This window comes from Caldimonas sp. (genome assembly GCF_046289365.1).
In the GTDB taxonomy this organism is placed as follows: Bacteria; Pseudomonadota; Gammaproteobacteria; order Burkholderiales; family Burkholderiaceae_C; genus Caldimonas.
In genome coordinates, this window is record NZ_JBKBVU010000009.1 from 17299 (window position 1) to 38866 (window position 21568).

Sequence of the window (21568 nt, forward strand, 5' to 3'; positions counted from 1 at the left end):
CGCATGCAAGAAGACCTGATCGCCGCTGCCGGCGCCCTGTGGAGCAGCCTCGGGGACTACACAGCGATCGCGGTGCGGATCACGGTCATCGCCCTCGTGGCCTGGATCGTCGTGGGGCTGCTGCACCGGGCCATCCGGCTCTTCCGCGAGCGCCTGACCGCCCGCATCGACGACCGCGAGGCCGTCAAGCGTGCGCAGACCCTGGGCCGGGTGTGCCGCTACATCGTCAGCGTGGTCGTCACGCTCGTGGCCTCGATGCTCATCCTGTCGGAGCTCGGCGTGTCGGTCGCCCCCATCCTTGGCGCCGCCGGCGTGGTGGGCCTGGCCGTCGGCTTTGGCGCACAAAGCCTGGTGAAGGACTATTTCACCGGCTTCTTCATCCTGCTGGAGAACCAGATCCGCCAGGGCGACGTGGTGCAGCTGGGCAGCCATGCCGGCGTGGTCGAGGAAGTGACGCTGCGCTTCGTGCAACTGCGCGACTACAGCGGCAACGTGCATTTCATCCCCAACGGCACCATCTCGGTCGTCACCAACATGACACGCGGCTACGCCAACGCGGTGATGGACATCGGCGTGGCCTACCGCGAGGATGTGGACCAGGTCATGGCCGTCATGCACGAGGTGGCCAAGCAGATGCGCCAGGACGAGACCTACGGCCCGCGCATCCTGGGCGAGCTGGAGATGGCCGGCGTGGAGCAGTGGGCCGACTCGGCGGTGGTGATCCGCTGCCGCCTGCGCTGCGCGCCGATCGAGCAATGGGGGGTGCGCCGCGAATACCTGCGCCGCCTGAAGAAAGCCTTCGACGAAGCCGGCATCGAGATCCCCTACCCGCACCTCACCGTCTATGCAGGCCAGGCCAAGGACGGCAGCGCCCCCGCCTTTGCGGTGCAGGCCCAAGTGGTGAGCGCCCCGGCCACGGCCGGGGGATGAGCGCCGCGGCGGCACATCCGCCCGCAGCCCTCACCAACGCGTGTCGGACGGGAACAGGTAGGCGTCCTCGTGCACCAGCAGCGGCGCCTGCGCGGCCACAGCGAAGGCTTTGTCGTCCAGCGCCAGACCGAGGCGGCGGACCTGGCCCTCCAGCGCGCACAGCCGCGCCTCCAGCGCCAGCAGCCAGGCCGAGGGCCGCGCCGGAAACAGCGAGGACAGCGCGAACAAGCGCTGGCCCCAGGGCAGTCGGGGCGCCTGGGCGTCGTACAGCACACGCCAGGCCCGCGCCAGCTCATCGGCGTCGACGGCCCACTGGCCCAGCGTCTGCCGGCTCAGGGGCGACGACGAGGCACTCGACGGGAGCGTTGTCATTGTTCTTCAGGCCATCGGGCCGCGCACCACAAAGCCCTCCATTGTCGGCATCGGTCTGCGGCATTCACTCGGGTTTACCCCCCCTCCCCCCCCCCCTTTGGTGGGAGCGCCGCAGCAGGACTCACGGTCCGGCCCGGGCAACCCTGCGCCGGTGATGGGGGTCGGCACCGCCTAAAATAGGAGGTTTGCCCGCGTGGCCGGCATTGCGCTGCGTGGTGCCGGGCCCGGCGCCGGCGATGCCGCGGAGACCCTCCATGCTCTACCCCCAGGAATTCGACGTCATCGTCGTCGGTGGCGGCCATGCCGGCACCGAGGCGGCACTGGCGGCCGCCCGCATGGGCTGCACCACCCTGCTGCTGACCCACAACATCGAGACGCTGGGCCAGATGAGCTGCAACCCGTCCATCGGCGGCATCGGCAAGGGCCACCTGGTCAAGGAGATCGATGCCCTGGGCGGGGCGATGGCCGCGGCCACCGACGAGGCCGGCATCCAGTTCCGCATCCTCAACAGCTCCAAGGGCCCGGCCGTGCGCGCCACCCGCGCCCAGGCCGACCGCGTACTGTACAAGGCCGCCATCCGCCGCCGGCTGGAGAACCAGCCGAACCTCTGGCTCTTCCAGCAGGCCGTCGACGACCTGATGGTCGAAGGCGACCGCGTGGTGGGCGCGGTGACGCAAGTGGGCGTGCGCTTTCGCAGCCGCACCGTGGTGCTCACGGCCGGCACCTTCCTGGACGGCCGCATCCATGTGGGCCTGCAGAACTACAGCGCCGGCCGTGCCGGTGACCCGCCGGCCGTGTCGCTGTCGGCCCGGCTCAAGGAGCTGAAGCTGCCGCAAGGGCGCCTGAAGACGGGCACGCCGCCGCGCATCGACGGCCGCACCATCGATTTTTCGAAGCTCACCGAACAGCCCGGCGACCTCGACCCCGTGCCGGTGTTCAGCTTCCTGGGCGATGCCTCGCAGCACCCGCGTCAGGTGCCGTGCTGGATCACCCACACCAACGAACGCACCCACGAGATCATCCGCTCGGGCTTCGATCGCAGCCCGATGTTCACCGGCATCATCGAGGGCGTGGGCCCGCGCTATTGCCCGAGCATCGAGGACAAGATCAACCGCTTCGCCGACAAGACCTCCCACCAGATCTTTCTGGAACCGGAGGGCCTCACGACGAACGAGTTCTACCCCAACGGCATCTCGACCTCCCTGCCTTTCGACATCCAGCTCGCCGCCGTGCGCTCGATGCCGGGACTGGAGAACGCCCACATCCTGCGGCCGGGCTATGCGATCGAGTACGACTATTTCGACCCGCGTGAGCTGAAGCCCAGCTTCGAGACCCGCGCCATCCGCGGGCTCTTTTTCGCCGGCCAGATCAACGGCACTACCGGCTATGAGGAAGCGGCCGCCCAGGGCCTGTTCGCCGGCATCAATGCCGCGCTGCAGGTGCAAGGCCGCGAGCCCTGGTTGCCGCGCCGTGACCAGGCCTACCTGGGGGTGCTGGTCGATGACCTCATCACCAAGGGTGTGTCTGAGCCCTACCGCATGTTCACCAGCCGGGCCGAGTTCCGCCTGCAACTGCGCGAGGACAACGCCGACCTGCGCCTGACCGAGATCGGCCGACAGCTTGGGCTGGTGGACGATGCGCGGTGGGCAGCCTTCAACCGCAAGCGGGATGCCGTTTCACGTGAAACCGAACGTTTGAAGTCCACCTGGGTCAACCCCCAGATCCTGCCCGCCGCCGACGCCGAACGCTTGCTTGGCAAAGCCTTGGAGCATGAGTACAACCTCAGCGACCTGCTGCGCCGCCCCGGTGTCCGCTACGACACCTTGGCCGAGCTGACCGCGATCGCCAAACCCGAGGCCGGTGTTTCACGTGAAACGCTCCGCGCCGAGCTGGGCAGGACCCTGGCCGATGCCGTGATCGAGCAGGTGGAGATCAGCATCAAGTACGCCGGCTACATCGACAAGCAGAACGAGGAGGTGCAGCGCGCCCTGGCCTACGAGCACCTCAAGCTGCCGGCCGATCTGGACTATTCGCAGGTGACGGCTCTGAGCCACGAGGTGAGGCAGAAGCTGAGCCAGCACCGGCCGGAAACCCTGGGCCAGGCGTCCCGGATCTCGGGGATCACGCCGGCGGCGATTTCGCTGTTGCTGATTCACCTGAAGAAGGGACGGTTCAAGGGGTTTGGGGAGGAGCGGGCCGCCTGAGGGTCGAGCCCGCTTTTCGGTACTTCTGCGGCCATTCACCATGCCGGGTCCCGCCCCGGCGGGCGGGTAACTTTCCCCTGTGGGCCCAGACGAAAGTCACCAAAGAAGAGGACCTCAGATACACAAACCATGCGGTCCGTTCTGCGTGCTTCGGACGCACAGTCCGGTGGGCGGTTGGTCACCGCCATGGCAGATCGAAGCCTTGCACGTCCAAGCCCCTCCCAAGCGCTCTGCGGACCCAAGCCGCCTCGTCGGCGATCAGCCGCCCGTCGGACCGCGTGTCCGAAGCTCAACGGTCGACATCGAATGGTGTTGCATTCAGGCCCTTTGCTTTGGTGACTTTCATTTGGGCCAGCAAATGAAAGTTACCCGGCTGCCGGGCCGGGACCCGGCAATGCTGAGAGGCAACCACGGCCCCATCCGGCGCACATCAGGCACACTCACAAACCAAATGAAAACCGCCCTCCAATCCGGCCTCACCCAGCTCGGCCTCCCTCTGGGCCCGACACAGGTCGACCGCCTCCTCGCCTACCAGGCGCTCATCGCCAAGTGGAACCGCGTCTACAACCTCACCGCCGTCCGCAGCCCCGAGGAGATGTTGACCCACCACCTCCTCGACAGCCTCGCGGTGATCCCCGCGCTCATCGCCCGTTTCGCTGAGCGCCCTTTCAAGCTGCTCGATGTTGGCGCCGGCGCCGGCCTGCCGGGCGTGGTGATCGCCATCGCCCTGCCCCAGGCCCAGGTCACCTGCGTGGACACGGTCGCCAAGAAGGCGAGCTTCATCCAGCAGGTCGCCGCCGAGCTCGGCCTGAAGAATCTGCGGGCCGAGCACGCCAGGGTCGAGGCACTGCCACCGCAACAGGCAGACGTCGTTACCTCGCGGGCCTTCGCCTCCCTGGCCGACTTCGTCTCCCTGACCCGATCGCACCTCGGACCGGCAGGCGTCTGGATGGCGATGAAGGGCAAGGCTCCAGAGGCGGAGGCCGCTGAGCTGCCCGATGATGTGGCGGTGTTTCACGTGGAACCTTTGACGGTTCCAGGCCTGGACGCCGAGCGCTGCCTGGTCTGGATGCGCCCCACACAGGAGTCGCCATGAAGTCCTTCCCTCGCCTGCCAGCCAAGGCCTCTCTCGCCGCCCTGCTGACCGCCCTGACGCTGGTCACCCCCAGCCTGCTGGCCCAACCCGCGCAGCTGACCCCGGTGCCGAGCGTGGACCTGAACCGCTACCTCGGCACGTGGTACCAGGTGGCCCTCTACCCCAACCGCTTCCAGGCCCAGTGCGCGGCCGACACCGCCGCCACCTACACCGCCCTGCCCGACAACCGGCTGCAGGTGCTCAACCGCTGCCGCCAGGCCAGCGGCGAGGTGGACCAGGCCCTGGGGGTGGCACGCGTGACCAGCCCCTCCACCCTCAAGGTGCGCTTCGCTCCGGCCTGGCTGTCCTGGCTGCCCTTCGTCTGGGGCGACTACTGGGTGATCCAGCTGGCCGACGACTACCGCTACGCCGTGGTGTCCGAGCCGCAGCGCGAATACCTGTGGGTGCTGTCGCGCAGCCCTCGGTTGGCGCCCGACGACGAACAGCGCATCCGGGCTCAACTCGTTGCCCAGGGCTTCGACCTGCAACGCCTGCAGAATCACCCCCAGACGCAACCCCTGGACCCCTGACGCACAGGAGCCCCTGATGTTCGGCATCTCCGACTTCGGCGCCTACTGCGCCGCCATCCTCGTCTTCCTGGCCCTGCCCGGCCCAGGCACCTTCGCGCTGCTCACCGCCACCGGCAAGGGCGGCTTCCGCGCCGGCGCTGCCGCCACCGCCGGGCTGATCGTGGGCGACCAGATCCTGCTGTGGCTGGCCGTGGCCGGCGTGGCCGCCCTGCTGGCCACCCATCCCACCCTCTTCCAGGCCGTGCAGTACGCCGGCGCCGCCTACCTGTGCTGGATCGGCCTCAAGCTCTTGCGCGCCCGGGACGGCGCGACGCCCGTCGTGCAGATGGAAACCGGCCGCTACTTCCGCCAGGCCACGCTGATCACCGTGCTCAATCCCAAGGCCATCGTCTTCTACATGGCCTTCTTCCCGCTGTTCATCGACCCGGCCCGCCACCAGGGCGTGGTCACCTTCGCTGCAATGGCCGTCACGATCGCGGCGCTCACCGCCCTCTACTGCCTGAGCCTGTGCGCCTTCGCCCACGCCATCGCCGCCAAAGTGCGCGCCCACCGGCGGGTGGCGACATGGCTGGAGCGCCTCGCCGGTGTCTTCCTGATCGGCTTTGGCATCCGACTGACGACGAACTGAGCTTGACGCCCACCTCCGCCCATAGGACAATCCAACCAGTTGTTTCAACCAGTTGAATTGATGTCTGTCACCATCGGCGCCTTCGAAGCCAAGACCCATCTGTCGGCCCTGCTGGATCGGGTCGAACACGGCGAGGAGGTCGTGATCACCAAGCACGGCCGACCCGTGGCACGTCTGCTGCCCGTTCAGTCCACGTCCCACCCCCCAGCCGCGGGCCAGGACCTGCTGGAGCGCATGCGTGAACAGCGTGCCGGACGACGCCTGGGCATGGATTGGCGCGTGCTACGCGACGAGGGCCGCAAGGGATGAGCCCCGTGGTGCTCGATGCCTCCAGCGCCCTCACCTGGTGTTTCGAGGACGAAGCCAGCGAGGCCGGCGATCGCCTTTTCCGCCGCGTGCAGGACCACGGCGCCGTCGTGCCTGCGCTGTGGCACCTGGAGATCGGCAACATCGTGCTCAGCGCCGAACGCCGCCGCCGCCTGACACAAACCGAGGTGGAGGCCTACCTCGACCTGCTCAGACAGTTGCGCATCGACACCGACGCCGCCCCGCCCGAGCGGGCCCGCGCCGACACACTGCACCTGGCCCGCGAACACGCCCTCTCCGTCTACGACGCCAGCTACCTCGACCTCGCGATGCGCCGCCGCCTGCCGCTGGCCACGCTGGACACCGCCTTGCAACGCGCCGCCCGTGCCGTGGGCGTCGAACTCATCGAACTCTGAGCCTGCACAAGCCCTGCCCATGGCCAAGATCTTCTGCATTGCCAACCAAAAAGGCGGCGTCGGCAAGACGACCACCGCCGTCAACCTCGCCGCCGGCCTGGCCAAGGTCGGCCAGCGCGTGCTGCTGGTCGACCTCGACCCCCAGGGCAATGCCACGATGGGCTCGGGCGTGGACAAGCGCACCCTGCCCTTGTCGGTGTACGACGTGCTGCTCGAATCCGCCTCGGTGGCCGAGGCCCGCGCGCGCTCCGAACTGGGCGGCTATGACGTGCTCGGCGCCAACCGCGAGCTGGCCGGCGCCGAGGTCGAGCTGGTCGATCTGGAGCGCCGCGACCGCCGGCTCAAAGGCGCGCTGGCCGCCGCCGATGCCGACTACGACTTCGTGCTGATCGACTGCCCGCCCTCGCTGTCGATGCTCACGCTCAACGGCCTGGTCAGCGCCCATGGCGTGATCGTGCCGATGCAGTGCGAGTACTTCGCGCTGGAGGGGCTCACCGACCTGGTCAACACCATCAAGCAGGTGCATGCCAACCTGAATGCCGATCTGAAGATCATCGGCTTGCTGCGCGTGATGTACGACCCGCGCATCACGCTGCAAAGCCAGGTGAGCGAACAGCTCAAGCAGCACTTTGCCGACAAGGTGTTCAACACCGTGATCCCGCGCAACGTGCGCCTGGCCGAGGCGCCGAGCTATGGCCAGCCCGGCGTGGTGTTCGACCCGGCCTCGCGCGGGGCCCAGGCCTATGTGGAGTTCGCGCGCGAGATGGTCGCGCGCATCGCCACGATGTGAGCCCTGTACCATCCCGGCCCATGACCCTGCGTGTCCTGCTCCTGCCCGGCTGGCTCGATTCCGGCCCCGACCACTGGCAAAGCCGCTGGGAAGCCCTGTACGGGGACACGCGCGTGGAACAGGCCGACTGGGAATGGCCCCGGCGCGGCGACTGGATGGCCCGGCTGGAGGAGGTGCTCCGGGCCGACGCCAGCCCCGCGCTGCTGGCAGCCCACAGCCTGGGCTGCCAGCTCGTGGCGGCCTGGGCGGCGCATTCGCGCATCACCGACCGCGTGGCCGGGGCGCTGCTGGTGGCCCCGCCCGACACCGAGCGCGAGAGCACCCCGCCGCAGCTGCACAACTGGCGCCCCATCGTGCGCGAGCGCCTGCCTTTTCCTGCCACCGTGCTCATCAGCACCGACGACCCCTATTGCAGCGCTGAACGCGCTGCCGAGATGGCCCAGCAATGGGGCGCGCAGCTCGTGAGCCTGGGCCCGAGGGGCCACCTCAACCACGCATCCGGCCTGGGCGACTGGCCCGAGGGCCGCGCCTGGCTCGACGCGCTGCGCCCCACCCCCTCTTCCGTTTCCTGAACCCCCGCCCATGGTCACGAAAAAACCCAAAGGCCTCGGCCTCGGCCTCGAAGCCCTGCTGGGCCCCAAGGTGAACGACAGCCCGGCCGCCGCATCGGCCGACGGCACGCCCTCGACGCTCAAGCTCTCCCAGCTGCAGCCCGGCAAGTACCAGCCGCGCACGCGCATGGACGAAGGCTCGCTGTACGAGCTGGCCGAAAGCATCAAGGCCCAGGGCATCATGCAGCCGATCCTGGTCCGCCCCTTGGGCTCGCCCAACGACCCCGGCGGAGCCCCCCGCTACGAGATCATCGCCGGCGAACGCCGCTTCCGTGCCGCCCAGCTCGCGGGCCTGAACGAGGTGCCGGTGCTGGTCAAGACCGTGCCCGACGAAGCCGCCGCCGCGATGGCGCTGATCGAGAACATCCAGCGCGAGGACCTCAACCCGCTGGAGGAGGCCCAGGGCCTGCAACGCCTGATCCACGAATTCGGACTCACCCATGAACAAGCGGCCCAGGCCGTGGGCCGCTCGCGCAGCGCCGCCTCCAACCTGCTGCGCCTGCTCCAACTGGCCGAGCCGGTGCAACAGATGCTGATGGCCGGCGACCTCGACATGGGCCATGCCCGCGCGCTGCTGCCGCTGGCGCCCGCCCAGCAGATCCTCAGCGCCCACGAGATCGCCGCGAAGAAGCTCAGCGTGCGCGAGGCCGAGAAGCTCGTCGCCCGGGCCACCCACACCCGGCAGACGCCGCTGCTGCGGGTGAAGCAAGACAAGCCGCGCGACCTGCTGCGCATCGAGGAACAGCTCTCCGACCACCTCACCGCCGCCGTCGAGATCCGGGTGAAGAAACGCACCAAGCGCGGCGAACAGGGCGAGGTGGCGATCGCCTTCGGCTCGCTCGACGAGCTCAACGGCCTGCTCGAGAAGCTGGGGCTGCAGCAAGGCTGACCCCCCCCCGGGCGCCGGCATGAACCGCCACATCACGCTGCGCCAGTTCCGCTACTTCCTACTTCATATCGCGGTGGCGGAATCCTCCTCGGTGGCCGCGACCTCGCGCATGCTCTACATCGCGCAGTCGGCTATCACCAAGTCCATCCTCGAGCTGGAAGATGCGCTGGGCGTGAGTCTGTTCGAGCGCAGCCCCAGGGCATGGTGCTCACGCCCGACGGCCACCGCGTCCTCGCCAGTGCGCGCAAGGTGCTCTCAGCCGTGGCCGACGCGACCCGGGCTGCACCGCGCCAAGCCCTCGCCGCTGTCTGGGCCGCTGGCCATCGGCGTGACCACATCGAGAACCTGATACGCCCCGTGTGGGCGCGCCACCCGCTCAACCCGAGGATGATGCTCAAGACACCTCGGCCAGCCAGCGCTCCAGCGCTTCGGGGTAGGCCTGCCCCGGCTCCAGGCGCCAGCGCCGGCCAGCGCGCGCCGCATCTCGGCCAGCCGCTCGGTAGCGCGTTCCAGCACCGCTGCCGGACCCTGTGCAGCCGCCACCGCGGCCCAGCCCTGCAGCAGCCCCTGCACCTCATTCAGCTCGCCCACGGGGTCGCCCACCGTGGCCGACGACGCCCGGGTGGGGTACTCGGCCAGCAGTTCGAGCAGCACCTGGGCCAACTCCTGGTCATAGCGGTGGCGGTTCATACGCAACGCCACCGACAGCCGCAGCTCGGGGTCGGTCGCGCCGCGCCCATGCATCGCCGTCACCACCTCGGCCAGCGAGAGGACGCGCCCCAGCGGGCTCATCTTCTCAGCGCTCAGGCCCCGCGGGTAGCCGCCACCATCAAGCTGCTCGTGGTGCTCGAGGATGGCGCTGACCACCTCGCGCGGATACTCGTGGTGGCGCTCCACCAGCATGGCCGAGGCCAGCGGGTGGGCATAGAGCTGGCGGCGCTGCTCGGCGAGGTCAGCACCGGCCGCTTCTCACCCAGCTCCGTCACCGCCCGCACGTAGTGGCGGGCATCCAGCATCGCCTCACTCATCGCAACGCACCAGCCACAGGTCGCAGGGCGATTCCAGCGCGAGGTGCAGGCACACGCTGCCCAGCACCACGCGCTCCAGGGTGGACCGGCTGCCCGCCGACAAGGCGATGAGGTCAACCCCGAGCGCTTCCGCCTGGGCGGCAATCACTGCCGGCGGGTAGCCGTGCACCACCTTGCACACCCCCGGCAGGTCGCTGTGGCCCACTTCGCGAGCCAGCGACTGCAGGGCCAGCTGCAACTCCGCCTGGGCACGACGATGCAACTCGTCCAGCCGGGTGGCCTCCACGCCCGCATAAGCCAGCTTGTTCTCGTAGGGCAGCTCGTAGGCGTGCAGCAGAACCGAATCCACCGTCGGCAGCAGCCGGCGCAGGCGCCGCACCGCCTTGCGAGACTCCGGCCCCAGGTCGGTGGGCAGCAGCATGCGCTCGTAGTGGCGTCCGCCGTACTCCCGCACCAGCAGCAGGTCGCAGGCAACGCTGTGCAGCAAGCGCTCGGCCGTGCTGCCCAGCACCGCCTCGGCCAGCCCGTGTTCGCCCCGGGCGCCGATCACGACGAGCTGGGCCCCGCAGCCGGCCGCCTCGGCAGCCACCGCGGCCGCCGCCCGGCCCACCACCAGCCGGGTCGCCACGGCGCCGCCCAGTTCCTCCGCGCCCACCGCCTGCGCCGTCGCCTGCAGCCGGGTCTGCGCGGACTGCTGCAAGGCTTGTGCGTCAACTCCCGACATACCGGGCACCCAGGCTTGCAGCTGGCGCCACACCTCCCCGAGCACCGGCGGCTCATGCACATGCACCAGCACAAGCGGGGCACCGAGTTCGCGAGCGATGTGCGCAGCGCGGCCCACCGCCTGGTCGGCCGCCGGAGAGAAATCGGTCGCCGCCAGCACCGGCGGCACGGCCGTCGTGTTCATGCGGCTTCCTCCTTGGGGATGGGCATGGCCGCCAGGTCCTCGACCAGGCGCTCGGCGGTGAGGTCGGCGGCATCCCAGTAGGGCATGAGGATGCGGTCGACACCCGCCTGGCGCAAGCGGGCGGCGTCGCGTTCATTGTGGGCTGCGGCCGCCACCGGGACGTGAATGCCCCGCGCACGCAGCGCCTTGAACAGCGCCACGTTCAGTTCGGCCTCGCGCATCGTGCTCACCACCCAGCGCGCCTCGCGCAGCGGCAAGGTGTCGAGGAATTCACCGTCCTCGGCGTCACCAAAGACCACCGGCAACTCGGGCCGCTGGGCCTGCTGAACCACCTCGGGGTCGAAGTCCACGCCCAGCACCGACACCTGCGCTTCCAGCAGCCGACGCGCCAGGCGGCGGCCGTAGCGCCCCAGTCCGAACAGCACCACCTGGGCGGGCGCCCCGTCCAGCGGCTGGCCTTCCAGGGCCAGTTCACGCTCCGGCCGGCGCCGCTCGAAGACGCCCAGCCAAGGGGCCAGGCGCTGGTAGAGGGCCTGCGAGTACAGGATCATGTAGGTGGACAGGCCGATGGTCACCAGGCCCACCATCGTCACCAGGCTCAGCGCCTCGTTGTTCACATGCCCGAGGCCGATGCCCATGGCCACGAAGATGATGGAGAACTCGCTGATCTGCGCCACCGTCAGGCCGGCCAGGAAACCCGTGCGCTTGCGATAGCCCATCCAGCCCATGATGGCCATCACGATGAGCGGATTGCCCACCAGCACGAAGACCGACAGCACCACCGTCTCGGGGATCTGCGCGCCCAGGGCGCTCAGGTCGAGCTTGGCGCCCAGGTCGATGAAGAAGAAGAGCAGCAGGAAATCACGCAGCGGCGTGAGCCGGCTCGACAAGGCCTCGCGGTAGGCGTTCGACGCCAGCGAGAAGCCCGCCAGGAAGGCGCCGATCTCCTTGCTGAAGCCCAGCGCCTCGCCCGCCGCCGCAAAGCCGGTGCCCCAGGCCACGGCAAACAGCAGCAGCAGCTCCTGCGAGGCGGCAATGCGCGGCATCAGGCGCGGCAGCACGTAGCGCATCAGCACGGCCACCACGGCCACGGCCGCTGCCACTTTCAGGCCGATCTCGCCCAGGGCCAGCCACCACACCTGGTCGCCGCCGGCGCGCTGGCTGCCCAGCACCATCATCGCGATCACCACCGCAATGTCCTGCACGATCAGGAAGCCCATCGCGATGCGCCCGTGCAGCGTGTCGATCTCGCGCTTGTCCGACAGCAGCTTGACGATGATGATCGTGCTCGAGAACGTGAGCGCCACCGCCACGTACAGCGCCGTCATCGTGTTCATGCCGAAGGCCAGCGCGATCAGGAAGCCGATCACGATGGTGAAGAAGAGCTGCCCCAGGCCGGTGGCCAGCGCCACCGCGCCGAGGTGGCGCACGAGCTGCAGGTCGAGCTTGAGGCCCACGACGAAGAGCAGCACCGTGATGCCGATCTGCGCGAGCAGGTCGATCTCGTCATGGGCACTGACCCAGCCCAGCAGGGCCGGGCTCACCGCGATGCCCAAAACGATGTAGGCCAGGATCAAGGGCTGGCGCAGCCGCAGCGCCACCAGGCCCACGCCGGCGGCCAGCAGCAGCAGTCCTGCGAACTCCTGGTAGATGCCCGTCATCGCCCTCCCCGGCCTGGCATGCAGGGCGAAGGCTACCGCAGGCGGGCCAGGGGCGCAGCACCGACCCCGCGTTGGGATCGGGCTTGCGCCAGATCAAGACCGAGCGAGGGCGCTCAGTACTTCACCATCCATGCCGCGTCACGGTGTAGTCCTCCAGCGCATACATGCTCATGTCCTTGCCATAGCCGCTGGAAAACTCAATATTGCTCGCCTGAGCCATCTTGTTTGTCGATAGATACGGGTTATCCCTAGTTTTTGCGCCGCAGCAGGGCGCCCGACGGGCCAGCGCACCCGCCCGGTGCCCCCCGGGGGACGCGGACCCGCCGCCCCGGGGGTCGCGTCACCCCTCCTGCGGCGCGGCCACCCCGCGCACCGCCCTGCCCAGGAGGCGGCGTGGCGGGTTGACGTCGCATACCCCGAGGAACTTTCCACACGAATGTCCTCTCCTGTCCACACAGCAGGGGGCCAGGTCGATGCGCCGTCTGGTGGGACCGGCCAATTGGGGGCACACTCATTGCAAGGGATCCGCCACAAATTGCGCCGGCTTTGTCCCCCTGTTCGAGGCTTGCTTTTGCCGCTTGTGGTTTCATGCTGGAAGCACAGACGCCAAACGCAAGCCCCGCTGCAGCGCCCAAGGCGCTGGGCGCCGAACCCAAGGAGGTGTCGATGGACGTCATCAGCAACTTCGCCGCACGCTACGAGCGCACCCGCGAAGAGGAATACACCCTCCAGGAGTACCTGGAGATCTGCCGGCGCGACCCCATGGCCTACGCCACCGCCGCCGAGCGCATGCTCGCGGCCATTGGCGAGCCGCAGATGGTGGACACGCGCAACGACCCCCGCCTGTCGCGCATCTTCGCGAACAAGGTCATCAAGCTGTACCCCGCCTTCCGCGAGTTCTACGGCATGGAAGACGCCATCGAGCAGGTGGTGAGCTACTTCCGCCATGCCGCGCAGGGCCTGGAGGAGAAAAAGCAGATCCTCTACCTGCTCGGCCCCGTGGGCGGTGGCAAGAGCTCGATTGCCGAGCGGCTCAAGCAGCTCATGGAGCACGTGCCCTTCTACGCCATCAAGGGCTCGCCGGTGAACGAATCCCCGCTGGGCCTGTTCGACCCTGACGAGGACGGCCCCATCCTCGAGAAGGAGTATGGCATCCCGCGCCGCTACCTGCAGCGCATCCTCTCGCCCTGGGCCGTGAAAAGGCTCGAGGAGTTCGGCGGCGACATCCGCCAGTTCAAGGTGGTCAAGCGCTATCCGAGCGTGCTCAAGCAGATCGCGATCGCCAAGACCGAACCGGGCGACGAGAACAACCAGGACATCTCCTCGCTGGTGGGCAAGGTCGACATCCGCAAACTCGAAACCTTTGCGCAGGACGACCCCGACGCCTACGCCTTCTCCGGCGGCCTGTGCCTGGCCAACCAGGGGCTGCTCGAGTTCGTCGAGATGTTCAAGGCGCCCATCAAGGTGCTGCACCCGCTGCTCACCGCCACCCAGGAGGGCAACTTCAAGGGCACCGAAGGCTTCGGCGCCATCCCCTTTGACGGCATCATCCTGGCGCACAGCAACGAAAGCGAATGGAAGGCCTTCCGCAACAACAAGAACAACGAGGCCTTTCTCGACCGCATCTACATCGTCAAGGTGCCTTACTGCCTGCGCGTGAGTGAGGAGATCAAGATCTACGAGAAGCTCATCCGCAACTCCTCGCTGGCCCAGGCGCCCTGCGCCCCCGGCACGCTGAAGATGATGGCGCAGTTCTCGGTGCTCACCCGCCTGAAGGAGCCGGAGAACTCCAGCATCTTCAGCAAGATGCAGGTCTATGACGGCGAAAGCCTCAAGGACACCGACCCCAAGGCCAAGTCCATCCAGGAGTACCGCGACTACGCCGGCGTCGACGAGGGCATGAGCGGCATCTCCACCCGCTTTGCCTTCAAGATCCTGTCCAAGGTGTTCAACTTCGATCCCGCCGAGGTGGCCGCCAACCCGGTGCACCTGATGTACGTGCTCGAGCAGCAGATCGAGCGCGAGCAGTTCCCCAAGGAGGTCGAGGAAAAGTACATCGCCTACATCAAGGAGCTGCTGGCGCCTCGCTATGCCGAATTCATCGGCAAGGAGATCCAGACGGCCTATCTCGAGAGCTACTCCGAGTACGGCCAGAACATCTTCGACCGCTACGTCACCTACGCCGACTACTGGATCCAGGACCAGGAATACCGCGACCCGGACACCGGCGAGATCTTCGACCGCGCCTCGCTGAACGCGGAGCTGGAGAAGATCGAGAAGCCCGCGGGCATCAGCAACCCCAAGGACTTCCGCAACGAGATCGTCAACTTCGTGCTGCGCGCGCGCGCCAACAACAACGGCAAGAACCCCAACTGGACCAGCTACGAGAAGCTGCGCACGGTGATCGAGAAGAAGATGTTCTCCAACACCGAGGAGTTGCTGCCGGTCATCAGCTTCAACGCCAAGTCCAGCGCCGACGAGCAGAAAAAGCACGAGGACTTCGTCAACCGCATGGTCCAGAAGGGCTACACGCCCAAGCAGGTGCGCCTGCTGTGCGAGTGGTACCTGCGCGTGCGCAAGAGTTCGTGAACCGGACGGCCCGAAAAACGGTCCAAACACCATCACGACACGAGGACAGCTTCATGCCCACCCTGCAGCAGATCATCGATCGACGCCTGTCGGGCAAGAACAAGTCCATCGGCAACCGCGAGCGTTTCCTGCGCCGCTACCGCCAACAGATCCGCGAGGCGGTGCGCAAGGCCGTCTCAGGCCGGGGCATCCGCAACCTCGAACAGGGCGAGGACATCATCCTGCCGCGGCGCGACGTCTCCGAGCCGGTCTTCGGCCACGCCCAGGGCGGCAAGCGCGAATACGTGCACCCGGGCAACCGCGAGTACGTCAAGGGCGACCGCATCGAGCGGCCGCAAGGCGGTGGCGGCAGCGGCGGCGGCTCGCAGGCCAGCGACTCCGGCGAGGGCGAGGACGACTTCGTCTTCCACCTCACCAAGGAGGAGTTCATGCAGGTCTTCTTCGAGGACCTGGCCCTGCCCCACCTCGTCCGCACCCAGCTCGCCGAGGTGCCCGAGTGGAAAAGCCACCGCGCCGGCTTCACCACCGACGGCACGCCGGCCAATCTGCACGTCGTGCGCTCGATGCGCGGGGCGCTGGCCCGGCGTATCGCCCTGGGTGGCGAGACCCGCCGGGAGATCCGCCAGCTCGAGGCCCGGCTGCTGCACCTGAGGTCGCATCCGCATGCCGGCGAGGCCCTGATCCAGAAGGAAATCCGCGACACCGAGGCCCTGCTGGAGGCGTTGCGCGCCAAGGCCCGCCGCGTGCCCTACCTCGACCCGATCGACCTGCGCTACCGCAACCGGGTCCGGGTGCCCGTGCCCAGCGCCAAGGCCGTGATGTTCTGCCTGATGGACGTCTCGGGCTCGATGGACGAGCAGCGCAAGGACATGTCCAAGCGCTTCTTCATGCTGCTGTACCTCTTCCTGACACGGCACTACGAGAAGATCGACCTGGTCTTCATCCGCCACCATACCCAGGCTGCCGAGGTCACCGAGGACGAGTTCTTCCACGCCACCGAGACCGGCGGCACCGTGGTGTCGAGCGCGCTGCACCTGATGCACGAGATCATCCGCGCGCGCTACCCCAGCAGCGAATGGAACATCTACGGCGCCCAGGCCAGCGACGGCGACAACTGGCACCACGACAGCGGCCGCTGCCGCCAGTTGCTGGACGAGCAGATCCTGCCTCTGGTGCGCTACTACGCCTACGTGCAGGTGGCTGAAGCCGAGCAGAACCTTTGGGAGGAGTACACCCAGTTGCTCGAGATCCACCCCCACTTCGCGATGCGCAAGGTGGCCGAGGCCTCCGACATCTACCCGGTGTTCCGTGAGCTGTTTCGCAAGGAGGGAGCCCCCGCATGAACGCCGACCGCCCCCGCGAACGCCTGCCCAGCCCGCCGGACTGGACCTTTGAGCTGATCGAGCAGTACCACGCCGAGATCGAGCGCGTGGCCCACCAGACCTACCAGCTCGACACCTACCCCAACCAGCTCGAGATCATCACGGCCGAGCAGATGATGGATGCCTACGCCTCGGTGGGCATGCCCGTGATCTACCGTCACTGGTCCTACGGCAAGCAGTTCATCGCCACCGAAAAGAGCTACCGGCGCGGCCACATGGGGCTGGCCTATGAGATCGTCATCAACTCCGACCCCTGCATCGCCTACCTGATGGAAGAAAACACCATGGCCATGCAGGCCCTGGTGATCGCCCACGCCGCCTACGGGCACAACAGCTTCTTCAAGGGCAACTACCTGTTCCGCATGTGGACGGACGCCTCGTCCATCATCGACTACCTCGTCTACGCGAAGAACTACATCGCCGAATGCGAGGAGCGCCACGGCGTCGAGGCGGTGGAGGATTTGCTCGACTCCTGCCACGCACTGATGAACCATGGCGTCGATCGTTACCGCCGCCCGCAAAAGCTCTCGCTGTCGCAGGAGCAGGCCCGCCGCGAGGAACGCGAGCACTACCTGCAGCAGCAGGTCAACGACCTGTGGCGCACCCTGCCGCGGCGCGGCGACCGCGCCAGCGAGGACGAGGCCGCCTCGCGCCGCTTCCCAAGCGAGCCCCAGGAGAACATCCTCTACTTCATCGAGAAGAATGCCCCGCTGCTCGAGCCCTGGCAGCGCGAGGTCGTGCGCATCGTGCGCAAGATCGCGCAGTACTTCTACCCGCAGCGCCAGACCCAGGTGATGAACGAGGGCTGGGCCACCTTCTGGCACTACACCCTGCTCAACACCCTGTACGACGAAGGCCTGCTGGCCGACGGCTTCATGATGGAGTGGCTGCAGTCGCACACCAACGTGATCTTCCAGCCCCCGGTGGGGCACCGCGCCTACAGCGGCATCAACCCCTACGCCCTGGGCTTTGCGATGTTCAGCGACCTCAAGCGCATCTGCGAACAGCCTACCGAGGAAGACCGCCGCTGGTTCCCCGACATCGCCGGCAGCCCCTGGCTGCCCACGCTCGACTATGCGATGCGCAACTTCAAGGACGAAAGCTTCGTCGGCCAGTTCCTCAGCCCCAAGGTGATGCGCGACTTCCGCCTGTTCGCAATCCGCGACGACGAGGACGAGCCCGAGCTGGAGGTCTCGGCCATCCATGACGACAGCGGCTACCGGGCCCTGCGCGAATCGCTGTCACGCCAGTACGACCTGAACCACCGCGAGCCCAACATCCAGGTCTGGAGCGTCAACCTGCGCGGCGACCGCTCGCTCACCCTGCGCCACACCCAGCACCACAACCGTCCGCTGCACGACAGCGCCCAGGAGGTGCTCAAGCACGTCGCCCGCCTGTGGGGCTTCGACGTGCACCTGGACAGCGTGGACGACCAGGGCCGCGTCACCAAGCAATGGACGGCGGTGGCGCCCAAGCACTGAGGGCTCAAGGCGCTCCCAGCTCCCACACCCAGGCTGGCGGCGCGTTGCGCCACACCACGGTGCGCTTGCGCCACGCCAGGCCCTCGCCCAATTGCAGGTCGAAGGGCGCGCGCGGCTGGTAGGTGTACTGGATCAGGCGCCGCTGCGGCCGCGCCCGCAGGAAGCGCTCGATCGCGCGGCTGCTGCCATCGCGCCAGCGCGGCGGCAGCGAACGAAAGGGCAGCGAGGACACCAGCACCACCGGCTCTTCCCCTTCGGGCCAAGCCTCGAGCACCTCGTGGGCCGGCGCCTGCAACACCGTCATGCCCGCAAAGCGCTCGCGCAACCGATGGGCCAGCTCGGGTTGCAGCTCCACCACCGTGGTCGGCACCTCGGGGTGACGCTCACACAAGGCCTCGGTGATCGCCCCGGTGCCGGCGCCGAGCTCGACGATGCGCCCGGCGCCGTCGGCACCCTGGGCCATCGCCTGCGCCAGGTGGCGAGACGAGGGCCAGATCGCGCCGACCATCGTCGGCCGCGCAAAGGCCAGCATCATGAAGGCGGTGGCTGCTCGCATGCGTATCGACCAACCCGTGTGATGGCGATCCGGTCACTGTAGAGCCTGTCCGCCCCGTCCGCAAGGGCCTGGAAACCACGCCTTACCAATCGAAGATCTTGCCCGGGTTCATGATGTTCTTCGGGTCCAACGCGCGCTTGATCGCACGCATCAAGGCCACGGCGCTTTCGCCCGCTTCCTCGCGCAGAAAACCCATTTTGTGCAGACCGATGCCATGTTCGCCGGTGCACGTGCCTTCCAGGCGCAGCGCACGCGCGACGAGCTGCTGGTTCAGCCGCTCGGCCAGCTCACGCTCCTCGGGGCGGGCCGGGTCGATCAGATAGCCCACATGGAAATTGCCATCGCCCACATGGCCCACGATGAAATACGGCAGGCCCGCTGCGTCGGCCTCGGCCGCCGTTTGCAGCAAACACTCGGCCAGGCGCGAGATCGGCACGCAGGCATCGGTGGTCACCGCGCGACAGCCCGGCTTCATCTGCAACGCCGCGAAATAGGCGTGGTGACGCGCCGTCCACAGCTTCGTGCGCTCCTCGGGCGTGGTGGCCCACTGGAAGTCTTCGCCGCCCAGGTCGCTGGCGATCTCCTGCACCACCTGCGCCTGTTCCTGCACGCCCGCCGGGCTGCCGTGGAATTCCATCAACAGCATCGGGCCCTCGCGCAGCGTGAGCTTGTCATGGCGGTTCACCGCGCGCACGGCGTTGGTGTCCAGCAGCTCGCAGCGTGCGATCGGCACGCCCATCTGGATGATCTGGATGGTCGTGTTCACCGCCGCCTCCAGCGAGGGGAAGGAACACACCGCCGCCGACACCGCCTCGGGCTGCGGGTACAGGCGCAGCGTGATCTCGGTCATCACACCCAGCGTGCCCTCACTGCCCACGAACAGGCGCGTGAGGTCGTAGCCCGCGCTGGACTTGCGCGCGCGCGTGCCGGTGTGCACCACCTCGCCCGAGGCCGTCACCACCGTCAGCCCCAGCACGTTCTCGCGCATCGTGCCGTAGCGCACCGCGTTCGTGCCCGAGGCCCGCGTGGCGCTCATGCCGCCAATCGAGGCATCGGCGCCCGGGTCGATCGGAAAGAAGAGGCCCGTGTGGCGGATCTCGTTGTTCAGCTGGGTGCGCGTCACACCCGCCTGCACCGTCACGGTCAGGTCCTCGGCGTTCACCGCCAGCACGCGATTCATGCGCGACAGGTCGAGGCTCACGCCGCCGTGCACCGCCAGCAGATGGCCTTCCAGCGAGGACCCCACGCCATAGGGGATCACCGGCACCGCGTGCGCGGCCGCCAGCTTCACCACCTCGGCCACCTCCTCGGTGCTCTCGGCAAACACCACCACATCGGGCGGCGGCACGTCGAAGGGCGACTCATCGCGCCCGTGCTGCTCACGCACCGCCTGGGCCGTGGAACACCGGTCCCCAAACCGCGCCTTCAGCGCCTCGATCATCGCCACCGGCACCGGCCGGGGCTCGTAGGTGGGCAGCACGTGGCCGGGCAAGGGGGCGTTCATGGCTTGTCTCCTCTGCGGCATCCAGGCCGGGGATCCACACATTACAAGCGTTTACTTTAAGCCGCCTGAATCCGGGGCGCATCCGGGTCGCCCACACGGCAAACTATGGATCGGCATTTCGAAGCCTCACAGGGAGAACACATGAACATCGACAGCCAAGGTCTGGTCCAGGATCCGCGCGTGCGGCTGGCCATCAGCCCGAACATCGAACGCGGCCCGATGACCACGGTTCGCGGCATCGTGGTCCACCAGACCGACAGCCCCACGGCCGCCGCCACCCTCAACAGCTATCGCTCACCCGGCGCCAATGGCGCGCACTTCCTGATCGACCGCGACGGGACGATCTACCAGACGGCTTCCATATTGAAAGTGACGTGGCACGTCGGCCTTCTGAAGGCTCGCTGTCTGGCTGAACACCGGTGTGCGCCCACAGAACTCCGAGCCCTCCAGAAGTTTGACCCTCGCGGCGAGCACCGTCGCGAAATGGCCAAAGCTCACCCGGAGCGATATCCCTCCAATCAGGATGCGATCGGTATCGAACTGGTCGGGCAGGCGCTACCCGTCGATGCTCCCAAGGATGACGACAAGACGTTCGAACCTGTCACTGCAGCGCAGAATGCTTCGCTCCAATGGATCGTGCGCAGCTTGTCACTCGCTTTGGGCGTTGCCATGGCCGAAGTCTTCCGGCACCCCGTCGTCTCACGCAAGAACCGCAGCGAAGCTGAAAGCGCCGTGTGGCAATGAAGGGAGAGACTGTGAAGCACAAGCTGTTCGCCTTTGTGGCGGCGCTGATGGTGAGCACGCAGGCGCTGTCGGCCGGGATCGATGACGGCACCGAGCCGCTGCGCACACCAACGCATCTTCCGGAGGTGCGCTGGGTCGTCATCGAATCCAATGGCCAACGCAACACACAGACATCCTCTGAACCAATGGACTGCTCGCGCTTCATCGTCAGTCAACGGGAAGTCGCCAGCTTTTTGCGCCGCAGTGGGGCTGTCAGTGGTCGCGACTACATGGAGATACTCAATTGGACGCCGTGCTATGCCACAGGCAAAGTGGGGTTCGTCGATGGGCGGACTGCTCGATGGTTCATCAGGCTGGGCCATTCGGGATGGGTAGCCCCGGACAACGCAGAGCACAGAATCTATCTTTACTGCCCCGAGTGCCGCCTTGCCGGCCAACGCCTGCCCTGAGTGGGCTCTCTCTGCAGTACGATGCCCCCATGGGCAACCGACTCACACAGATCGCCACGCGCACCGGCGACGATGGCACCACCGGGCTGGGCGACGGCAGCCGCGTGGCCAAGGACCACCCGCGCATCCAGGCCATGGGTGACGTGGACGAACTCAACTCGCACCTCGGCGTGCTGCTGGCCGAACCGCTGCCGCCGGCGGTGCGCGAGCTGCTGGTGGGCATCCAGCACGAACTGTTCAACCTGGGCGGCGAGCTGTCGATGCCGGGCCACACGCTGCTGAAGGACACGGCCGTGCTGGCACTGGACGAGGCGCTGGCCGAGCACAACGCCGCCCTGCCCCGGCTCAAGGAGTTCATCCTGCCGGCCGGCACCCGCGCGGCCAGCCTGGCCCATGTGTGCCGCACCGTGGCGCGCCGCGCCGAACGCGCCGTGGTGGCACTGGCCGCGCACGAGC

At 67.7% G+C, this 21568-nt stretch carries 22 protein-coding genes and 1 pseudogene; 17 read left to right on the plus strand and 6 right to left on the minus strand.

What is annotated here, in order from left to right:
* Positions 1–3 precede the first annotated feature (3 nt).
* Positions 4–930, plus strand: coding sequence for a mechanosensitive ion channel family protein (locus ACK42S_RS01895; RefSeq protein ID WP_409702666.1), 927 nt, complete (start codon positions 4–6; stop codon positions 928–930).
* 30 nt (positions 931–960) lie between these two features.
* On the opposite strand, the gene ACK42S_RS01900 is transcribed toward ACK42S_RS01895, so the two are convergent.
* Positions 961–1302 (minus strand): hypothetical protein, encoded by a 342-nt coding sequence (locus tag ACK42S_RS01900; protein WP_409702668.1) that lies wholly within the window; start codon positions 1300–1302, stop codon positions 961–963.
* 254 nt (positions 1303–1556) lie between these two features.
* On the opposite strand from ACK42S_RS01900, the gene mnmG reads away from it, so the two are divergent.
* The 10 genes from mnmG to ACK42S_RS01950 all read left to right on the plus strand — a co-directional run bounded on the left by mnmG (position 1557) and on the right by ACK42S_RS01950 (position 9160).
* A complete protein-coding gene (gene mnmG, locus ACK42S_RS01905) occupies positions 1557–3506 on the plus strand; it encodes a tRNA uridine-5-carboxymethylaminomethyl(34) synthesis enzyme MnmG (RefSeq protein WP_409702670.1) in 1950 nt (649 codons plus the stop codon).
* Between the two features lie 451 nt (positions 3507–3957).
* Entirely contained in the window at positions 3958–4602 is a 645-nt protein-coding gene (gene rsmG, locus ACK42S_RS01910; protein ID WP_409702672.1) for a 16S rRNA (guanine(527)-N(7))-methyltransferase RsmG, read from the plus strand.
* On the plus strand, positions 4599–5171 hold the full coding sequence (locus tag ACK42S_RS01915) for a lipocalin family protein (protein ID WP_409702674.1): 573 nt from the start codon (positions 4599–4601) through the stop codon (positions 5169–5171). The genes rsmG and ACK42S_RS01915 overlap by 4 nt, the downstream gene beginning before the upstream one ends.
* A 16-nt stretch (positions 5172–5187) precedes the next feature.
* Complete coding sequence (locus ACK42S_RS01920; protein WP_409702675.1) at positions 5188–5799, plus strand: LysE family transporter; 612 nt, start codon at positions 5188–5190, stop codon at positions 5797–5799.
* Between the two features lie 60 nt (positions 5800–5859).
* Positions 5860–6108 carry a type II toxin-antitoxin system Phd/YefM family antitoxin gene (locus ACK42S_RS01925; protein ID WP_409702677.1) on the plus strand — a complete coding sequence of 83 codons (249 nt, stop codon included), beginning with the start codon at positions 5860–5862 and terminating at the stop codon, positions 6106–6108.
* The gene (locus ACK42S_RS01930) at positions 6105–6521 is read left to right on the plus strand and encodes a type II toxin-antitoxin system VapC family toxin (protein WP_409702679.1); all 417 of its coding nucleotides are present in this window, start codon (positions 6105–6107) and stop codon (positions 6519–6521) included. Before ACK42S_RS01925 ends, ACK42S_RS01930 begins: the two co-directional genes overlap by 4 nt.
* A gap of 19 nt (positions 6522–6540) precedes the next feature.
* Entirely contained in the window at positions 6541–7311 is a 771-nt protein-coding gene (locus ACK42S_RS01935) for a ParA family protein (RefSeq protein ID WP_409702681.1), read from the plus strand.
* 20 nt (positions 7312–7331) lie between these two features.
* The gene (locus ACK42S_RS01940; RefSeq protein WP_409702683.1) at positions 7332–7883 is read left to right on the plus strand and encodes an RBBP9/YdeN family alpha/beta hydrolase; all 552 of its coding nucleotides are present in this window, start codon (positions 7332–7334) and stop codon (positions 7881–7883) included.
* A gap of 10 nt (positions 7884–7893) precedes the next feature.
* Complete coding sequence (locus ACK42S_RS01945) at positions 7894–8811, plus strand: ParB/RepB/Spo0J family partition protein (RefSeq protein WP_409702685.1); 918 nt, start codon at positions 7894–7896, stop codon at positions 8809–8811.
* Positions 8812–8830: 19 nt separating this feature from the next.
* On the plus strand, positions 8831–9160 hold the full coding sequence (locus tag ACK42S_RS01950; protein ID WP_409702687.1) for a LysR family transcriptional regulator: 330 nt from the start codon (positions 8831–8833) through the stop codon (positions 9158–9160).
* Here ACK42S_RS01950 and ACK42S_RS01955 read toward each other — a convergent pair.
* The 3 genes and pseudogenes from ACK42S_RS01955 to ACK42S_RS01965 all read right to left on the minus strand — a co-directional run.
* Positions 9067–9747 (minus strand): annotated as a pseudogene (locus ACK42S_RS01955) (HD-GYP domain-containing protein); the annotation flags it as partial. The gene ACK42S_RS01950 and the pseudogene ACK42S_RS01955 sit on opposite strands and share 94 nt — an antisense overlap.
* Positions 9748–9831: 84 nt before the next feature.
* Positions 9832–10746, minus strand: a complete 915-nt coding sequence (locus tag ACK42S_RS01960; protein WP_409702689.1) for a universal stress protein — start codon at positions 10744–10746, stop codon at positions 9832–9834.
* Positions 10743–12407 (minus strand): cation:proton antiporter, encoded by a 1665-nt coding sequence (locus ACK42S_RS01965; RefSeq protein ID WP_409702691.1) that lies wholly within the window; start codon positions 12405–12407, stop codon positions 10743–10745. The genes ACK42S_RS01960 and ACK42S_RS01965 overlap by 4 nt, the downstream gene beginning before the upstream one ends.
* Before the next feature lie 666 nt (positions 12408–13073).
* Here ACK42S_RS01965 and ACK42S_RS01970 point away from each other — a divergent pair.
* Genes ACK42S_RS01970 through ACK42S_RS01980 form a run of 3 tightly spaced genes read left to right on the plus strand, consistent with a single transcriptional unit; the run spans position 13074 to position 17859 of the window.
* Entirely contained in the window at positions 13074–14996 is a 1923-nt protein-coding gene (locus ACK42S_RS01970) for a PrkA family serine protein kinase (RefSeq protein ID WP_409702693.1), read from the plus strand.
* 53 nt (positions 14997–15049) lie between these two features.
* Entirely contained in the window at positions 15050–16339 is a 1290-nt protein-coding gene (locus tag ACK42S_RS01975) for a YeaH/YhbH family protein (RefSeq protein WP_409702695.1), read from the plus strand.
* Positions 16336–17859, plus strand: a complete 1524-nt coding sequence (locus ACK42S_RS01980) for a SpoVR family protein (protein WP_409702697.1) — start codon at positions 16336–16338, stop codon at positions 17857–17859. Before ACK42S_RS01975 ends, ACK42S_RS01980 begins: the two co-directional genes overlap by 4 nt.
* Positions 17860–17863: 4 nt before the next feature.
* On the opposite strand, the gene ACK42S_RS01985 is transcribed toward ACK42S_RS01980, so the two are convergent.
* Complete coding sequence (locus ACK42S_RS01985) at positions 17864–18415, minus strand: class I SAM-dependent methyltransferase (protein ID WP_409702699.1); 552 nt, start codon at positions 18413–18415, stop codon at positions 17864–17866.
* Positions 18416–18497: 82 nt separating this feature from the next.
* The gene (locus tag ACK42S_RS01990) at positions 18498–19919 is read right to left on the minus strand and encodes an FAD-binding oxidoreductase (RefSeq protein ID WP_409702701.1); all 1422 of its coding nucleotides are present in this window, start codon (positions 19917–19919) and stop codon (positions 18498–18500) included.
* Positions 19920–20060: 141 nt separating this feature from the next.
* Between ACK42S_RS01990 and ACK42S_RS01995 the strand changes: the two genes are divergently transcribed.
* The 3 genes from ACK42S_RS01995 to ACK42S_RS02005 all read left to right on the plus strand — a co-directional run.
* On the plus strand, positions 20061–20663 hold the full coding sequence (locus ACK42S_RS01995; protein ID WP_409702703.1) for an N-acetylmuramoyl-L-alanine amidase: 603 nt from the start codon (positions 20061–20063) through the stop codon (positions 20661–20663).
* 11 nt (positions 20664–20674) lie between these two features.
* On the plus strand, positions 20675–21112 hold the full coding sequence (locus ACK42S_RS02000) for a hypothetical protein (protein WP_409702705.1): 438 nt from the start codon (positions 20675–20677) through the stop codon (positions 21110–21112).
* A 29-nt stretch (positions 21113–21141) separates the two neighbouring features.
* Positions 21142–21568 (plus strand): cob(I)yrinic acid a,c-diamide adenosyltransferase (locus ACK42S_RS02005; protein WP_409702707.1); only part of this gene is annotated, 427 nt, incomplete at its 3' end.